Origin of the sequence: Bosea sp. Tri-49, from assembly GCF_003952665.1 — a bacterium.
GTDB lineage: Bacteria > Pseudomonadota > Alphaproteobacteria > Rhizobiales > Beijerinckiaceae > Allobosea.
This window is the reverse complement of the sequence record NZ_CP017946.1, coordinates 5451596-5468411: the sequence shown is the minus strand read 5'-3', so window position 1 is coordinate 5468411 and position 16816 is coordinate 5451596. Positions and strand designations below refer to the sequence as shown.

General features: G+C 66.8%; 16 protein-coding genes and 1 tRNA gene. 7 read left to right on the top strand and 10 right to left on the bottom strand.

All coding sequences use genetic code 11. The annotated features are described in order from the left end of the window. Positions 1-13: 13 nt before the first annotated feature. The 4 genes from BLM15_RS26355 to BLM15_RS26340 all read right to left on the bottom strand — a co-directional run bounded on the left by BLM15_RS26355 (position 14) and on the right by BLM15_RS26340 (position 3787). On the bottom strand, positions 14-988 hold the full coding sequence (locus BLM15_RS26355; protein WP_126115520.1) for a tripartite tricarboxylate transporter substrate binding protein BugD: 975 nt from the start codon (positions 986-988) through the stop codon (positions 14-16). Between the two features lie 74 nt (positions 989-1062). Further along, complete coding sequence (locus BLM15_RS26350) at positions 1063-2391, bottom strand: class-II fumarase/aspartase family protein (RefSeq protein ID WP_126116375.1); 1329 nt, start codon at positions 2389-2391, stop codon at positions 1063-1065. Between the two features lie 167 nt (positions 2392-2558). Then, positions 2559-3275, bottom strand: a complete 717-nt coding sequence (locus tag BLM15_RS26345) for a GntR family transcriptional regulator (protein WP_164547650.1) — start codon at positions 3273-3275, stop codon at positions 2559-2561. 422 nt (positions 3276-3697) lie between these two features. Beyond that, positions 3698-3787: transfer RNA gene (locus BLM15_RS26340), tRNA-Ser, on the bottom strand. Positions 3788-4131: 344 nt separating this feature from the next. Between BLM15_RS26340 and BLM15_RS26335 the strand changes: the two genes are divergently transcribed. The 3 genes from BLM15_RS26335 (at position 4132) to BLM15_RS26325 (ending at position 6005) form a co-directional block, all read left to right on the top strand. Next, complete coding sequence (locus BLM15_RS26335; RefSeq protein ID WP_126115518.1) at positions 4132-4827, top strand: 50S ribosomal protein L21; 696 nt, start codon at positions 4132-4134, stop codon at positions 4825-4827. Positions 4828-4927: 100 nt separating this feature from the next. Next, positions 4928-5194, top strand: a complete 267-nt coding sequence (gene rpmA, locus BLM15_RS26330; RefSeq protein WP_091842353.1) for a 50S ribosomal protein L27 — start codon at positions 4928-4930, stop codon at positions 5192-5194. A gap of 154 nt (positions 5195-5348) precedes the next feature. Next, a complete protein-coding gene (locus BLM15_RS26325) occupies positions 5349-6005 on the top strand; it encodes a GNAT family N-acetyltransferase (protein WP_126115517.1) in 657 nt (218 codons plus the stop codon). A gap of 30 nt (positions 6006-6035) precedes the next feature. On the opposite strand, the gene BLM15_RS26320 is transcribed toward BLM15_RS26325, so the two are convergent. Beyond that, a complete protein-coding gene (locus tag BLM15_RS26320) occupies positions 6036-7184 on the bottom strand; it encodes an extracellular catalytic domain type 1 short-chain-length polyhydroxyalkanoate depolymerase (RefSeq protein ID WP_126115516.1) in 1149 nt (382 codons plus the stop codon). Between the two features lie 173 nt (positions 7185-7357). On the opposite strand from BLM15_RS26320, the gene obgE reads away from it, so the two are divergent. Then, positions 7358-8401, top strand: a complete 1044-nt coding sequence (obgE, locus tag BLM15_RS26315) for a GTPase ObgE (RefSeq protein WP_126115515.1) — start codon at positions 7358-7360, stop codon at positions 8399-8401. A gap of 82 nt (positions 8402-8483) precedes the next feature. Then, a complete protein-coding gene (locus BLM15_RS26310) occupies positions 8484-9065 on the top strand; it encodes an invasion associated locus B family protein (RefSeq protein WP_164547649.1) in 582 nt (193 codons plus the stop codon). A 6-nt stretch (positions 9066-9071) separates the two neighbouring features. On the opposite strand, the gene BLM15_RS26305 is transcribed toward BLM15_RS26310, so the two are convergent. The 3 genes from BLM15_RS26305 to BLM15_RS26295 form a co-directional block, all read right to left on the bottom strand. Beyond that, entirely contained in the window at positions 9072-10580 is a 1509-nt protein-coding gene (locus BLM15_RS26305) for an MFS transporter (protein ID WP_126116374.1), read from the bottom strand. Between the two features lie 141 nt (positions 10581-10721). After that, a complete protein-coding gene (locus BLM15_RS26300; protein ID WP_126115513.1) occupies positions 10722-11285 on the bottom strand; it encodes a GNAT family N-acetyltransferase in 564 nt (187 codons plus the stop codon). After that, a complete protein-coding gene (locus BLM15_RS26295; RefSeq protein ID WP_126115512.1) occupies positions 11248-13068 on the bottom strand; it encodes an ABC transporter ATP-binding protein in 1821 nt (606 codons plus the stop codon). Before BLM15_RS26295 ends, BLM15_RS26300 begins: the two co-directional genes overlap by 38 nt. A gap of 108 nt (positions 13069-13176) precedes the next feature. On the opposite strand from BLM15_RS26295, the gene BLM15_RS26290 reads away from it, so the two are divergent. Both BLM15_RS26290 and BLM15_RS26285 read left to right on the top strand, forming a co-directional pair. Further along, positions 13177-14313: a DSD1 family PLP-dependent enzyme gene (locus tag BLM15_RS26290; RefSeq protein ID WP_126115511.1), complete on the top strand. Its 1137-nt coding sequence runs from the start codon at positions 13177-13179 to the stop codon at positions 14311-14313. Positions 14314-14323: 10 nt separating this feature from the next. Next, positions 14324-15121 carry a hypothetical protein gene (locus BLM15_RS26285; protein ID WP_126115510.1) on the top strand — a complete coding sequence of 266 codons (798 nt, stop codon included), beginning with the start codon at positions 14324-14326 and terminating at the stop codon, positions 15119-15121. On the opposite strand, the gene BLM15_RS26280 is transcribed toward BLM15_RS26285, so the two are convergent. Beyond that, positions 15110-15610, bottom strand: a complete 501-nt coding sequence (locus BLM15_RS26280) for a GNAT family N-acetyltransferase (protein ID WP_236846437.1) — start codon at positions 15608-15610, stop codon at positions 15110-15112. The two genes, BLM15_RS26285 and BLM15_RS26280, sit on opposite strands and share 12 nt — an antisense overlap. After that, positions 15610-16767, bottom strand: coding sequence for a M20 aminoacylase family protein (locus BLM15_RS26275; protein WP_164547648.1), 1158 nt, complete (start codon positions 16765-16767; stop codon positions 15610-15612). Before BLM15_RS26275 ends, BLM15_RS26280 begins: the two co-directional genes overlap by 1 nt. Between the last annotated feature and the right edge of the window lie 49 nt (positions 16768-16816).

Sequence of the window (16816 nt, the reverse complement as noted above, 5' to 3'; positions counted from 1 at the left end):
TGGAGCTGCGATGTCACTGGCCGGTGACGCCGGCCTTCTTGATGACCGGGCCCCATTTGTCGAGCTCGGCCTGGAGGTGCTTGCGCAGTGCTTCCGGCGTCGCCCGCTCGGCGGAGACAGCCTCCGCGCCGAGCTTGGCGAAGTTGTCCCGCACCGCCCTGTCCTTCAGCGCGACGTCGAGCGCGGCGACAAGTTTGTCGACCACCGGCTTGGGCGTGCCCTTTGGCGCGAACAATCCATACCAGATGGTGAGATCGAAGCCAGGAAGCCCGGCTTTGTCGGCAGTGGGCAGGTTCGGCAACGCCTTGGCCGGCTCCTTGCTGGTCACGGCATAGGCCTTGATCGTGCCGCCCTCGACATTGGGGACGACGTTGACGATCTGGTCGCAGATGAAGTCGACCTGGCCGCCGATCAGGTCGTTCATCGCCGGACCGCTGCCGCGATAGGCCACCTGGGTCAGCTTGACGGCCGCCGCCTCGGCGAAGAGCAGCCCGCACAGATGCGAAGCGGAGCCGACTCCGGCATGGGCATAGGTCGCCTTCTCGGCGTTCTGCTTCACATAGGCGATCAACTCGGCGAAGCTCTTCGGCGCCAGATCCTTGCGGGCGACGAACACCGACGGCAGATCGGCAACCAGACCGACCGGCTCGAAATCCTTCATCACGTCATATTTGAGGTTTGGATAGAGGAACGGGTTCGTGGCCTGGCTGACATGGATCAACAGCAGCGTGTGCCCGTCGGGCGGGGCCGAGGAGACGCGTGCGCTGCCGATCGTGCCGCCCGCACCGGCGAGGTTCTCGACGATGACCTGCTGCTTGAGGTGGCCGCTCATCGACTGAGCCAAGATGCGGGTCAGGGTGTCGCCGGGTCCGCCAGCCGCATAGGGCATCACCATCGAGATCGGCTTGCTCGGAAAATCCTGGGCGGACAAGCTTGCCGGGCCGGCGAGAGCCAGGCCGGCGGCCAGCCCCAGTATGACAGCTTTCATGGTCGTTCTTCCCTTTGAATTGTGACGGGCGGGACGCTCTTGCGGCGTCTTTCAGAGCGATTGGAGCAAGGTGGTCAGGCGGCGCGGCCTGTCGCGACCGAAGTCGCGCCGAGCACGCGATCGACCATCTCCCCGGCGAGGCCGAGATAATTGGCCGGATTGCAGCAGCGCTCGATTGCCTCACGGCTGCCGAGCGCGGCGACGACCTCGGGCATGCCGGCCAGGATGTCGGCGAGGCGGCCGCCTTCCTCGATCGCCTGGCGGCAGGCGCCGTAGACGACGTCATGGGCATGCTGCCGGCCGAGTTTCGGCGCCGCCGCCATCATCACCGCCTCGGCGACGATCAGGCCGCCGGTGAGATCGAGATTGGCGCGCATGCGCTTCTCGTGAACGACGAGGCCGCCGAGCATGAAATTCGCGTTGGTCAGCGCCGAGGCGGTGAGCAGGAAGCTCTCCGGCAGCGCCACCCATTCGAGATGCCAGGGGCCGGTCGCGCGCTCGAAATCGTGGATCATGCCGTCGAGCATGGTCGCAACGTGCTGGCGCACGGCCTTGGCAGCGGCGAGGATGAGCTCGCTCGAGATCGGATTGCGCTTCTGCGGCATGGTCGACGAGGCACCGCGCCCCGGGACGAAGGGCTCCGAGACCTCGCCGAACTCGGTCGCCATCATCAGCATCACGTCGGTCGCGATCTTGGCGAGCGACCCGGTGATCAGGCCGAGCAGCGCGACGGTCTCAGCGAGGCCGTCGCGTGCGACGTGCCAGGTGATCGCGGGCTGGCCCAGATCGAGTTCCTCGCAGAACAGCCGTTGCATCTCGAGGCCGCCCGCGCCCACTGAGGCAAGCGTGCCTGCCGCGCCGGAGAACTGGCCGACCAGCACGCGCGGCTTCAGTTGTGTCAGCCGCTCGCGATGTCGCCCGATCCCGGCGAGCCAGATCGCGGCCTTGTAGCCGAAGGTGATCGGCAAGGCCTGCTGCAGGTGGGTGCGGCCGGCCATCGGCGTGTCGCGGTGCTTCGCTGCGAGGCCGGCCAGGATCGTCGCGAGCGTCGCAAGATCGCGCTCAACGAGATCGAGCGCCGCCCGGATCTGCAGGACGTTGGCGGTATCCATGATGTCCTGCGTAGTCGCGCCCCAGTGGACGAAGCCACCGGCCGCGCCGGCCGCTTTGGACAGCTGATGGACGAGGGGCAGGATCGGATATCCGACGATCTCGGTTTCGGAGCGCAAGCGGTCGAAGTCGACGACGAGATTCCGTCCGGCATCGTCAATCGCGGCGGCGGCTTCGCTGGGAATCGCGCCGCAGCGCGCCTGGGCGCGGGCAAGTGCCCGCTCAGCCTCGACATAGCGGCTGACCAGGCCCTCGTCCGAGAACACCGCCCGCATTTGCGCAGTGCCGAACATGTCGCGGAACAGCCGCGAGTCGAAAACGGTGCTGGTCACCTGGCGTCTTCCCTAGAGTTTCTATGTTCGTACTTTTATAAATGTTCGAACATATATCGAATGTCAAGCCACCCCGACCGGTCAACCGGGGCCGGCGTTCTCACATCCGGGGAAATCGCGCGCCGGCTTCAGCCCTCGGCGCTGTCCGAGCGTCGCCTGAGGCGCATCTCGTAGACGAAGCGATCACTGGGGTGGAGGCTAAAGGTTGTGATGAAGGCGATGCCCGTGACATCGACATAGCGCCGTGTGATCTCGAGCGCGGGGTCGCCGGGCGCGGCCGCGAGAGCTGTGGCAACAGCCTCCGTCAGCCCAGCGGCGCGGATCGTTTGCCGGATTTCGCTGACACGCCGCCCATGCCGCTCTTCGATCAGGGCCGAGACGGTATGCCGATAACCGGGGAGATCCCGACGCATCAACTCGGCATAGTCTCCGTCGATATAGAGATCAGTCCAGCAGATCGGCGCGGCAGTTTCGTCATCGGTGCTGACGCGGATGGCCGAGACATGCAGCCAGCGCCGTCCCGGGCGACACTGCAGTCGCTGCGCGAGGGCATCGTCGGCGACGACATCCGCCATCGCCAACACGCGGCGCTCGGTTGCATCGGCATATTGCACGAGATCATCGAATGTCCGCAGCGACTGATTGTAAGCCGCGCTCGAAACCGCAGGCCGCGATGTCTCGACCCGCGTCCCGGCCCCTCTGCGCCGGCTGATCACGCCGAGGTTCTGCAACTGGAGCAGCGCCGCCCGTACTGTGGAGCGACTGACATCGTGCAGTTCGGCGAGTTCGTGCTCGGAGGGCAGCAGATCGCCGACTGCATGCTTTCCCCCGGCGATCTCCTCCAACAAGGTGGCGGCAAGAATTAAGTATCGTGGGCTCAAGGCAAAGATCCAGCTCCGGTGCATTGTGCGGCGGGAACTAGGTCTCCTTCAAAATCGGCGCATGCGCTAGCCCGTCGTCCGATCGGTTGTGCGGGTCCGCTCCGCTGGGATTGAGCAGCGTCCGCTTGGTGTCTGCATCGCGCAGGCACCAAGCTTCGAGCTCCCGGATTTTCGCTCCCTTGACGTCGAGAGCCGTGAGGTCGATAGGCGGAAGGTCGTCCCACAGCGCGGCGGTGGCGCCAATAGCTTTGCGCGCAGCTCGACCGGCCTTGGCTGCTGGCTCGGATTGTCGCGGTAGCGCGCCGCCCCGCGACCATAAACGCTGCGGGCGAACTCATGACGTCCGCGCCTAAGCTCTCTGGAAAATCAACCCTTTAGAGGATCGATGGCGGACAGGGAGGGATTTGAACCCCCGATACCCTTGCGGGTATGCCGCATTTCGAGTGCGGTGCATTCAACCTCTCTGCCACCTGTCCGCGGTCGCTCTGGTCGAAGCGGGCTGGTTACTACACAACGCGTCCCCTCCGCACAAGCCTTTCCGATGCGATGCGGCAACGAGCCTGTCACGGCCCTGAAATCATTCGCATCCATGCTGCTTTTCCTTGACGGCCAGCCCGTGCGCGACTAGGAAGCCGCGTCCGGCGTGGGGAAACCCGCGCCTGATCTCTTTTGGCTATCGCCGACGGCGCCGCTTCGATGCGGCAGGCTCAGCGAGCTTCAAGAGCGAACCCGACCACGCAACCGACTGCCAAAAAGCCGTCCCGCGTGCGCCCCTTTAAGGGCTCATGACAGGGCGGGGCTCAACATGGAGAACACTAAGATGTTCGCAGTCATCAAGACCGGCGGCAAGCAGTTCCGCGTCGCCGCCAATGACCGCATTACGATCGCCAAGCTCGAGGGCAACCCGGGCGACACCGTCGCTTTCGGCTCCGTGCTGATGCTGACCGACGGTGACAAGTCGACGGTTGGCGCGCCGTTCCTCGGCGACATCACCGTCGCCGGCGAGATCGTCGAGCAGACCCGCGGCGAGAAGGTCATCGCCTTCAAGAAGCGCCGCCGCCAGAATTCGAAGCGCAAGCGCGGTTTCCGCGCCGAGCTGACCGTTGTGCGCATCACCGACATCCTCACCGGCGGCAAGAAGCCGGAGATGAAGAAGGGCGAAGTTGCCCCGGTCGCGCTCAAGGCCGGCAGCGAAGCCGTCAAGGGCAAGGCCGCGGCCAAGCCTGCCAAGGCCAAGGCGGAAGCCAAGGCCGAGGGCCTCGACGCCTCCAACCTCTCGCTGATCTCGGGCGTCGGCCCGACCATCGAGAAGAAGCTGCGCGCCGCCGGCATCACCTCCTGGAACGACATCGCCGCCTGGACCGAGGCCGACGTCGCCAAGTGGGACGAGGAGCTGAAGCTTCGTGGCCGCGCCACTCGCGAGGAGTGGGTCGAGCAGGCCAAGGAGCTGCTCGCCGGCAAGCCGCCGCGTGCTAAGGTCGACCAGGCCGAGCAGGCGTCCGGTGAGGACTACTGACCGGCGCTGACAGGCTCCGCGCAGCTTTCACGCCCGGTCGGGGTGGCTTTCGCCGCCGATTCGGGTTACATGGACTGAAGAGTTTTTGAGGTAGGGCGTTATGGCTCACAAAAAGGCAGGCGGCTCGTCGCGCAATGGTCGCGACTCCGAAAGCAAGCGTCTCGGCGTAAAGCGTTTCGGCGACCAGGCGGTCGTGGCCGGCAACATCATTATTCGTCAACGCGGCACCAAATGGCACGCCGGCGTGAACGTCGGCATGGGCAAAGACCATACGCTCTTTGCCACGTCGAACGGTCGCGTCCGATTCACGACGAAGCTCGGCCGAGCTTTCGTGAACGTAGTCCCGGCCCAAGAGGCCGCAGAGTAAACGGCGGATAGGGAATGTTCTCGATCCGCCGGTTCCATCGAACCGGACGGATCAAGGGAATAAGAACCCCACGCGGGTTTCCCGAAGGTCAAACGAGGGGGAGATGGGACCAAAGCCCATCTCCCCCTTTCGTTTGCGCCGACGGAGAAACCTGATGTTCCCCGAATTGACGAGAGACGACGTCTTCCGGCTCGAGACCCGGCGGCTGTGGCTGCGCTGGCCGCGGATCGCCGACGCCACCGCCATCCTGCGCCTCGCCGGCGAGAAGGCTGTCGCCGAGATGACCGCCTCGATCCCGCACCCTTATCCGACGCAGGCGGCCGATCCCTTCGTCTTCGCCACTCGCAAGGGCAATGCGCTCGGCGAGCATCTCGTGCTGGCGATCACCCCGCGCGAGAAGCCGAACGAGCTGATCGGCATGATCGGCGCGCACAAGCAGGCGACCGGGCGGCCCTTCATCGGCTACTGGCTCGGCACGCCCTACTGGAACAGGGGCTATGCCACCGAAGCGGTGCAGGCGCTGATCGACACCATGTTCTCGCTGGTCGAGATCGACGCGATCGAGGCCGATACCCGCGTCATCAACCCGGCCTCGCGCCGGGTGCTGGAGAAGAGCGGCTTTCGGCAGGAGGGCTCCTTCCTCAAGTCGCTGCCGGCGCGCGGAGGCCTCTTCCCCTGCGAGCAGTTCCGGCTCGACCGCTCGACCTGGGCGGCGCTGAAGAGCTGGAGCGCCTCCGGCTGGGCGCCGCTGCCTGCCGCCGAACAGCAGCAGCAGGCGGACAGCTTCAGCGAGGAGCCATGCCTCGCCTGAAGAGGGCGGTCCCGTTTATCGACGGGACCGTCACCGCATCAGCCCGGCCGAGCGCAGCGCATCCTCGATGATCTTGCGCACGCCGGCCGTGGCTGCCTGATTCGAGCCGGCCGGACCGGTATGCCGCGGCGGTTCGCCGGGAACTGCCGTTGTCGCGGCCGGTGTGGTTGCAGGCTTTTGGGCTAGCGGCGCAGCGACCGCGGAATGCGACGCCGTTTCGACTACCTCCGGCGAAAGGTCCCAGAATCGGGCAATCCGGCGCGTCGAGGAAATCCCGGCGGCCAGGATGAACGGGCCGCCCCGGCCGATACCGTCGCCGGCGATCGGCGTGCCATGCCCCATTCCGGCAATGCTGTACTCCTCGATCAGCTCGCGGCCCTCAGCGTCACGCCAGACGCGGCGCCGATGGCCATCCACCGATTCGCTCGCCAAGGGCTCGGCAGGCAGGCCGTGGACGCCGCGCCATTGCGCGATGAGCGCTGCGGCATTGGCAGGGGCGACGGTGCGGTCGGCGCTGCCCTGCCAGATCGAAATCCTCGGCCATTGTCCGTCGTGCCGGGAGGCGGAGCGCACCAGATCCTGCAGCTTTTGCTCGCCGGGCAAGCCGTGGGCGCGCATGCGGTCGAAGGCCTCGGGAATGGTCGTCGCGACCCCGTAGGGCAGACCGGCGATGATCGCGCCACCGGCGAAGAGCTCGGGATAGGTTGCGAGCATAACGCCGGCCATGGCGCCACCAGCCGACAATCCAGTGATGAAGACGCGGCTCCGATCGAGACCATGGCGCACGATCATGGCCTCGATCATCTGGCTGATAGACAGCGCCTCGCCCTTGCCGCGATGGATATCGCCCGGCTCAAACCAGTTGAAGCAGAGATTGGCGTTGTTGGCGCGCTGCTGCTCGGGAAGCAGCAGGGCAAAGCCGTCGCGCTCGGCGAGGGTCGACCAGCCGGTGCCGAGATCGTAGCCGGACGCAGTCTGGGTGCAGCCATGGAGCACCACCACGAGCGGCGCACCGGCCGGAAGCTCGCGCGGGAGATAGGTCCGGGCGAGCAGCGCGCCGGGATTGCTGCCGAAATCCGGCAAGGTGCCGAGGCGGCCGGACACATCGACGCCCGCCCCGGTCCCCAGCTGGGTGCGATAGGCTGATAGGCGGGCGATCGTGTCGGAGAGCTTTCGCATCGTGATGGCCCTTGTATCGTCAGCTGCCGGAGTGGCGCTGGCGGGTGACAACGTCCGAAATGGGCATTCGTTGCTGCACTGCAACATAATTCTGCGTAAAGTGCGACGCCGCCGGCCCGGAGAAGCGTCGCGACGCATTGCTCTCCTGCGCTCATGCGACTACCTACTCCTCCATGAAATTCCTCGACCAAGCCAAGATCTATGTGAAGGCCGGTGACGGCGGCGCCGGCTGCGTCTCGTTCCGACGCGAAAAATTCATCGAGTTCGGCGGCCCTAATGGCGGCGATGGCGGGCGCGGCGGCGACGTCGTGGTCGAATGCGTGCAGGGGCTCAACACCCTCATCGACTTCCGCTTCCAGCAGCACTTCAAGGCCCGGATCGGCGAGCACGGCATGGGCAAGGACCGGCACGGTGCCAATGGCACCGCGATCGTGCTCAAGGTGCCGCCGGGAACCGAAGTGCTCGACGAGGACGGCGAGACCCTGATCGCCGACCTGACCGAGCCCGGCCAGCGCTTCGTCCTGTGCAAGGGCGGCAATGGCGGCTTCGGCAACGCCTATTTCAAGACCGCGACCAATCAGGCACCGCGCCATGCCAATCCCGGCCTGCCGGGCGAGGAGCGCTGGGTCTGGCTGCGCCTCAAGCTGATTGCCGATGCCGGCCTCGTTGGCCTGCCCAATGCCGGCAAGTCGACCTTCCTCGCCACCGTCACCGCGGCAAAACCCAAGATCGCCGACTATCCCTTCACTACACTGCATCCCGGCCTCGGCGTCGTTCGCGTTGATGCACGCGAGATGGTGCTCGCCGATATTCCCGGGCTGATCGAAGGCGCGCATGAGGGCCATGGCCTCGGCGATCGCTTCCTCGGCCATATCGAGCGCTGCCGCGTGCTGCTGCATCTCGTCGAGGGCACGACCGAGCATGCCGGCAAGGCCTACAAGACGGTGCGCAAGGAACTCGCCGCCTATGGTGCCGATCTCGATGAGAAGCCCGAGATCGTCGCGCTCTCCAAGGTCGATGCGCTGACACCGGAGGTGCGCAAGGAGCAGCTCGCCCGCCTGAAGCGCGCCGCCGGACGCACCCCGATCGCGCTCTCGGCCGCTTCGGGCGAGGGCGTCGAGGCCGCGCTGCGCGCCGTCTTCGCCGTGGTCGAGGAAGCCCGTGCACAAGAAGTGCAGGATGACGCCCCGGCACAGGAAACCGGCTGGCATCCTTGATGCCCATTCACAACTCCGGCTTGCGCAACGATCGATCCTGGTCTTGAACTCGGTTCATCGCCGCTATCGGACACGCCCTGCCATGAGCCGACTGACCATCCTCGCCCTCTCTATGTCCGTCCTGGCGGCCGGCGCTGCGTTAGCCCAGGCACCGGCGCAGCGCCCTGCCCCGCAACGGCCAGCCCAGGCGCAGACGGCGCCCGCGCCCGGCGCAGTCTCCCAACCCGACAACACCACCGCGACCTATGGCGACTGGGTGATGCGCTGCCAGGCGAGCGTCGCCGCCCGTGTCTGCGAGATCGTCCAGACCCTGGAGCAGCAGGGCCAGCGTGGCCCGATCGCCCTGGTCGCGATCGGCCGGCCGGTCAAGGACGAGCCGATCAAGCTGGTGATCCAGGTTCCGCCCAACCTTGCGCTCGGCGACAAGGCGAGCGTGCGCGTCACCGTCGCCGACAAGGATGAGGCGCTGGCCGTCTTCCAGCGCTGCCTGCCCGGCGGCTGCTTCGCCGAAGCCAGTCTGAGCGACGCGGACTTCAAGCGCTGGCGCGGCTTCAGCGAAGCCGGCCAGATGCGCTATCTCGATGCAGGCAAGCGCGAGGTCGCGCTGCCGCTTTCCTTCCGCGGCTTCCCCGCCGCCGCCGAGGCGTTGCAGCGCGAGCCCTGACAAACCTCAGTGCGCCCCTGATGGCCGCGCATCACGCAGCGTGGTCAGCGCCACCGCGATACAGAAGACCATGCCGGCGATCGCGATCAGCGCGACCGCATGGAAGCCGGTCATGAAGGCCTCGCGCGCCGCCTCAAGCAGATGCGCCGACTGGTCGGGAGCGAGCCGCTCCGCCGCTGCGAGCGCCCCGCCGAGCGTGGAGCGCGCCGGCGCCAGCGTCGCGCCGTCCACACCTGCGACCGAGAGGTCAGCCATGCCCTGGCGATAGAGCGCCGTGCCGAGGCTGCCGAAGACCGCGATCCCCAGCGCACCGCCGAGCTCGATGCTGGTCTCGGACATGGCGGAAGCCGCGCCCGCTCGCTCCTGCGGCGCCGAGCCGACAACGATCCCGGTCGTCAGCGCGATCACCGGCGTGAAGCCGATCGAGAACATCACCGAGGCAGAGACGATCTGGACGAGGTTCGGCGCTAAGGCCAGCCAGACAAAGCCGAGCGCCGACAGGATCATGCCGCCAGCCATCAGCGTCGCCGGCTTGAAGCGCACGGACAGCGGTGTGACAGCGAAGGACGCGAGCGTGAAGGCGATCGCCGACGGCAGCGACCAGATGCCCGCCTCGAGCGGCGTCAACCCGGCCACCAGTTGCAGGTACTGCGCCACAAAAATGAAGCTGCCGAACATCACCATGATACCGGCGAGATTGATCGCCAGCGCCGCGCGGAAGGCCGGAATCCCGAACAAAGTGAGGTCGACCATCGGGTCGGCGAGGCGCTGCTGCCGGCGCGCGAACACCACGCCGAACAAGAGCCCGGCGATGATGCAGGCGGCCGCATAGATCGAAAGTCCGAACTCGGCCCAGTGCTTGACCCCGTAGATCACCGGCAGGATCGCCGCCAGCGAAAGCAGAGCGCTGGGAAGGTCGAGTTTGCCGGCCTGCGGCGCCTTGTATTCCGGCAGCAGAATCGGCCCGATCACGAGCAGGATCAGCATCGGAGGCACCGCGATCAGAAAGACCGAGCCCCACCAGAAATACTCGATCAGCGCACCGCCCACCAAGGGGCCGATCACGGCGCCGGCCGAGAAGCTCGCGATCCACATCGAAATGGCGAAGGTACGCTCGGTCTCGTCCTCGAACATTACCGCGATCAGCGAGAGCGTCGAGGGCGCCAATGTCGCCCCGGCGATGCCGAGCAGTGCCCGCGTCACGATCAGCATCTCGGTGCTGGTCGAGAAGGCGGCAACGGTCGAGGCGACACCGAAGGCGGCCGCGCCAATCAGCAAGAGCTTGCGCCGGCCGATCCGGTCGCCGAGCGTGCCCATCGTCATCAGGAAGCCCGCGACCATGAAGCCGTAGATGTCGATGATCCAAAGCAACTGCCCGGCCGATGGCTTGAGCTCGCGCATCAGGGTCGGCACGGCGAGGTTCAAGACCGTCAGGTCCATCGAATAGATCATGCAAGGGAAAGCGATGGCGATCAGGCCCAGCCATTCACGGCGGGTGGCCTTGCGCGCCGGCATGGCGGTAGTCGAAGTCGTCACGACGAAGTCTCTTTCAATTTTTAAACCGGCACACTGACAGCCGAATGTGGCAGGTCCTGTCAGCAGTTGCCTGCCGAGACCGCATACCCGTCATGCTTGTATCGGCGCCGACGCTCCGCCTCAGCCCTGCGTGGCCCGTGCGCGTCGGAGCAGCACCGTTTCATGCCCCGAGAAGCTGACGATGCGCTCGTCACGGAACTCGAAGCGCCGGGCGAGCCGCAGGGACGGCTGGTTTCCCGGCGCGATCAGGCAAACCGCGCCCTCGTGCTCGCTCTGCCGATCGAGCCAGGCGAGCGCGGCGGTGAGTGCCTCGCTCGCGAAGCCCCGGCCGTGCGCCCAGCTCGCGAGCACCCAGCCGGCCTCGGGAATACCACGGATCGGTGGCTCGATCGCCCGATGGAAGTCGGCGAAGCCGAGATCGCCGACGAAGCGACCGCTCGTCTTCTCGGTCAACGCCCAATAGCCATAGCCGAGCAGCGGCCAGAGCCCGCGATAGCGCAGCAGCCGCATCCACGCCTCCTGCGGCGTCGAGGGCTGGCCGATATGATGCACCACCGCCGCATCGCCCCACATCTGGCAAAGCGGCTCGAAATGCTCGACGCCGTGCAAATCGAGGACGAGGCGTTCGGTCTCCAGGCGAATGGCTCTAGCCCTCCGCGAATTGTAGCCGGTAGAGCCGCGCATAGGCACCGTCGCGCGCGATCAGCCCGTCATGATCGCCGGTCTCGATCACCCTGCCCTCGTCGAGCACGACGATCTGGTCGGCCTCGCGCACGGTCGAGAGCCGATGCGCGATAACAAGCGTCGTCCGGCCCTTCATCAGCTCAGCCAGCGCCTCCTGCACCAGCCGCTCTGACTGGGTGTCGAGCGCTGAAGTCGCCTCGTCGAGCAGCAGGATCGGCGCGTCCTTCAGGATGGCACGGGCAATCGCAAGGCGCTGGCGCTCGCCACCGGACAGGCGCGAGCCGCGTTCGCCGACCCGTGTCTCGTAGCCATCGGGCATCGCCATGATGAAATCATGCGCCGCCGCTCCCTTGGCAGCAGCGACGATGTCCGCCTCGCTGGCGCCCGGGCGGCCGAAGCCGATATTGGCGCGCACCGTGTCATCGAACAGCACCACATCCTGGCTGACCACGCCGATCTGGCTGCGCAGGCTGTGCAGGGTTACTTCGCGGGTATCCTGCCCGTCGATCTCGACCTTGCCCTCGGTCGGATCGTAGAGCCGCGGCACCAGCGCCAGCATGGTCGATTTGCCCGAGCCGGAGCGGCCGACCAGAGCGGTGGTCTTGCCGGCCTCGGCGACGAGGTCGATGCCTTCGAGGCCGCGCTGGTCGTCGCGATAGCGGAACCGCAGGTCGCGGAAGGCGACCTCGCCGCCAGTGACCACCAAAGGCTTGGCATCCGGGCGCTCGGTGATCAGCGATTTCTCATCGATCAGCGCGTAGTAGCGCTTCAGCGAGGCGCCGGCCTCCTGCACGATGGCGTTGAGATTGCCGAGCGAGCGCATCGGCTGTGCTGCGAGCAAGAGCGCCGAAACATAGCCGGTGAAATCGCCAACGGTGGAGCTGCCCGAGGTGATGCGGACACCGATCGCAGCGAGCACGCCGGCGACCGCGATGCCGCCGGCGACCTCGAGCAGCGGGTCGAGCCGGCCGCGCGCATTGGCCGCCTTCATCTTCAGCGCCCGGATCGTCTCGAAGGCGCTAGCGGCGCGCTGCTTCAGATAAGGCTCGAGCGAATCGGTCTTGGCGACGCGCGCGCCCTGCAGGCTCTCGGTGACCAGGCTCGCCATGATGCCGGTCTGCTCCTGCTGCGAGGCCGCCATCCGGCGCAGCTTCTTGCCGATCCGGCCGATCGGCCTGGCGACGATCGGCGCGATCAGGAGCACCACGGCCGTCATCTTCCAGTCGATCCAGAGCATGGCGCCGACCAGCGCGATTGCCGTCATCACGTCGCGGATCGCGATATTGACCAGCCGCGTCAGCGCCTCCTTGACGAAGGTGAAGTCGGTGGTGAAGCGCTGGGTCAGCGAAGCCGGGTTCTCCCGCTGCAGCTGCGCGAGGTCGGCGTCGATCAGGTGATCGTAGAGCGCGCTCTGCATGTCGGCCTCGATCCGGCTGACGACGCTGTTGGTCATCACCGTCTGGGTCAGCAGCGAGAAGCCCTTGATCGCGGTGACGATCACCACGACGACGGCGACGGCATTGACGACGCCGATCTCGATATTGATCGATTTCGACACCAGCCGCTCCATGCGGCGCACGAAGCCGGTCGCCTCGGCCCCGATCGGGTCGGCGAAGGCGTCGAAAGCCGCCTTGATCAGCAGCGGATAGAAGCTCGTCGTCGCCGCGATGACCACGACGAGGGCGAGGATGGTGAGCATTTGCGGCAGGTATTGCCGCCCGCGCTCACGCCAGACTCGGACGAAGAGCGCAAGGGTATCGTCGGTGACGCGGCCGATCTTCATGGGGCGCGGCCTAACATGGCGGCCATGCGAGCGCCACTACCGGTCTTGCTCCGGACAAGAACCTGACGTCCCATGGCCATGAGATTGATTCACCAGATATGAGCGCCCATGCCCCTTACCCCGCCGGCTCGGCCCGGACAGTCCTTCGCCGAGATCGACACCCCTGCCCTGATCATCGATCTCGACGCCTTCGAGCGGAATCTCGTCACAATGGCGGCTTTCGCCGAGGCGAGCGGCGTGCGCCTGCGCCCGCATGCCAAGACACATAAGAGCCCCGAGATCGCGATGCGCCAGATCGCCCATGGCGCGGTCGGGCAGTGCTGCCAGAAAGTTGGGGAAGCGGAGGTCTTGGTCGCCGGCGGTGTCACCGACGTGCTCGTCACCAACGAGATCGCCGGCGCCGCCAAGCTCGACAGGCTGGCGAAACTCGCCCGCGATGCCCGTATCGGACTCTGTGTCGACCATATCGACGGCGTGCGCGAGGCCGCCGAGGCCGCGGCGCGCAACGATGTCGTGCTCGACGTGCTGGTCGAGCTCGACATCGGTGGACGCCGCTGCGGCGTCGCACCCGGCGAGGCGGCGGTCCGGCTTGCCGAGGCGGTGGCGCGCAGCAACACGCTGCGCTTCCGCGGCGTGCAGGCCTATCACGGCTCCGCCCAGCACATGCGTTCCATCGACGAGCGAAGCGAAGCCATCGAGCGCGCCGGTCTGCTCGCCCGCAATGCGATCGAACGCCTCGCCCAGGCCGGCCTCGCCTGCGAGACCGTCGGCGGCGCCGGCACCGGCACTTTCGAGCTGGAGAGCCGCTCCGGCATCTGGAACGAGCTGCAATGCGGCTCCTACATCTTCATGGATGCCGACTATGCCAGGAACCGCATGGCCGACGGCACGCCCTTCCACACCTTCCAGCATGCGCTGTTCGTGCTCGCCGGGGTGATGAGCAAGCCGGTGCCGGACCGCGCCATCGTCGATGCCGGCCACAAGGCGGCGGCGGTCGATTCGGGCATGCCGGTGCCGTGGCAGCGCGACGGTGTGATCTACACCAAGCCCTCCGACGAGCACGGCATCCTGACCGGCGACCCCGTCGCCGTACCCCATCGCGGCGACCGTGTCCTGCTCGTGCCCAGCCATTGCGACCCGACCGTCAACCTGCACGACTGGTATGTCTGCGTGCGCGGGCTCTCAGGGCCGGATGCGCATGTCGAGGCGGTCTGGCCGGTCGCCGGGCGCGGCGCCCTCAACTGATCCGAGGGGCATGATGCTCGCCGAGCTGGCGCTGCGGGCCCTGACGCCATCAGCGCCGCTGGCGCGCCGGTTCGGCCTGCTGAAGGAAGGCGTCGCGCTCTGGTCGCGCGGCTGGCGCCAGCGCAAGGCCTGGGAGCCACATCAGGCCCGCTGCCGTGCCATCATCGCCGAGGTCGCGGCAGGGCTGCCGCGGCGGCGCAAAGTCGTCGTGCTCGGCTCAGGTCCCGCTCGCGACATACCGCTGGAGGCGCTTTGCGAAAGCTTCGACGAGGTCGTACTCGTCGACATCGTCCATCTGCCGCTATTGCGCCTGAAACTCTGGCGGCAGCCCAAGGTCAGCCTCCTCAGCCGCGATCTCACCGGCGCGATGGCCTGGCTCTCCAGCGAGGCGGACGGACGGCAGGACCCGCTCGCCGATCTAGTCAACGACGATAGCGTCGACCTTGTCGTCTCGGCCAATCTGCTCTCGCAACTCGCCTGGCCGGTGGCCGACTGGCTCGAGGACAATCCCGCCCGAGCCGCCGCCCTCCCCACCGATCTCCCTGCCCGCTGCATTGCCTGGCATCTCGCCGACCTCGCCCGCTTCAAGGCCCATGTCTGCCTGATCAGCGATGTCGAGATGGTAGAGCGCGACCGCGAAGGCACGATCCATGACCGGCTCGACCTGATGTACGGCGTCGCGCTGCCGAAGGAAGACGAGAGCTGGCTCTGGCCGGTCGCGCCCTTCGGTGAGGCGCAGCGCGAGCGGGAGTATGTGCACAGGGTCTGTGCGTGGCGACGGTTCGAGGGCTGTCCGTCAGCCCTCTGACACCGTGTAGACCTTGTGGACCACATCTTTTTCGGTTCTGTGGGTCTCAAAACCTCGCGCCCCGTAATAGGCTAGGCCCAGCGCGTTGTTGGCGCCGATGGCCGCGTCGATCCGCTCGATGCCCGCGTCGAGCGCAGCCTGTCGCGTAACCGCGAACAATGCGGTGCCGACACCTTTCCGGCCGGCACGCGGCGCGACATGCGTTCCGATGCTCCCCCAGCCATCGGGCGTTCCATAGGGATCGCCAGGCCGCGCCCGGCGCAGGGACTGGAAACCGACAACCGTCCCGGCATCGTCGAGCGCAACTGTGCAGGCGACGCGGTCTGGGTGGACGATGTAGGTCGCGAGAACGAAGTCGGGATCACTGGGACGCTCTCGCCCATACGCAGCGATGATGGCGCGCAGGACCGCGCTCATCGCTTCAGCATCGCTGGTGACGGCAGGTCGTGTGCGCATTCCGCCAAATCCTTCCACTGCGAGGTTCGTCATCACGCCACAGCCAACCGCCGCCTGACGATCTCGGCGTGGAAACGCGCACCGTGGATCAGTCCCTTGTCGTCAAAGTCATAGCGCGGGTTGTGCAACGGCGCGCTGTTGCCATTGCCGACGAAGGAGAAGCAGCCCGGCACATGCGCGAGGAAGCGGGCGAAATCCTCCGAGCCGGTGAAAGGCTCCGATACCACAGAGACATTCTCAGCGCCGAGCACCGCCTGCGCAGCTTCCAGCGCCGCCTCCGTCTGGGCCGGCTGGTTGAGCAGCGGCACGAATTCGCGCGTATAGGTGACCGCTTGCTCGACATTGTAGGCGCGCGCGATGCCCTCCGAGATCACGCGCATCTGTGCCTCGATGTCGGCGCTGACCTCGGGATGGAAGCTGCGGGCGTCGCCGAGGATGCGCGCCTGCCCCGGCAGGGCGTTGCGGGTGCCGTCGGTGAGCAGCTCCGTCACCGAGACCACGGCGATCTGCGCCGGGCTCAGGCGGCGCGAGACGATGGTCTGCAGGCTGGTGACCAGGGCGCAGGCGGCGACCAGCGTCTCATTGCCGACATGCGGGCGGGCGGCATGGCCACCAACGCCGGTGAGGACGATCTCGAAATTGTCCTCCGCCGACATGATCGACCCGATCCGGGTCTGGAATTGGCCAACCGGCAGCCTCGGCGCATTGTGCAGCCCGTAGATCTCCTCGAACGGGAAGCGCTCCAGCAATCCGTCATCGAGCATGGCGAGCGCCCCGCGCCCCCACTCCTCGGCCGGCTGGAAGACGAAGCGCACGGTGCCGTCGAAGCCGCCCTCCTCCGCCAGGAGCTTCGCTGCCCCGAGCAGCATGGCGGTGTGGCCGTCATGACCGCAGGCGTGCATGACGCCGGCGTTCTGCGAGCGATGCGGCAGCTCGCCCTGCTCGGGGATGCGTAGTGCGTCCATGTCCGCCCGCAGCGCGATCGCCCGGTTGCCGCTGCCGCGCTTCAGTGTGCCGACCACGCCGGTGCCGCCGACGCCTTCGGCGACGCCGTCGAGCCCGAACTCGCGCAGCTTGTCGGCAACGAAGGCGCTGGTACGTTTTTCCTCGAAGCCGAACTCCGGATGGGCGTGCAGGTCGCGCCGCCAGGCGGTCATCTCCTGCACGAGTGTGTCGAGATCGATCGTCACGGGGCCGTTCCTGCCTGCTGCATCCAGCCGGAAGACTATGCCGCCACCG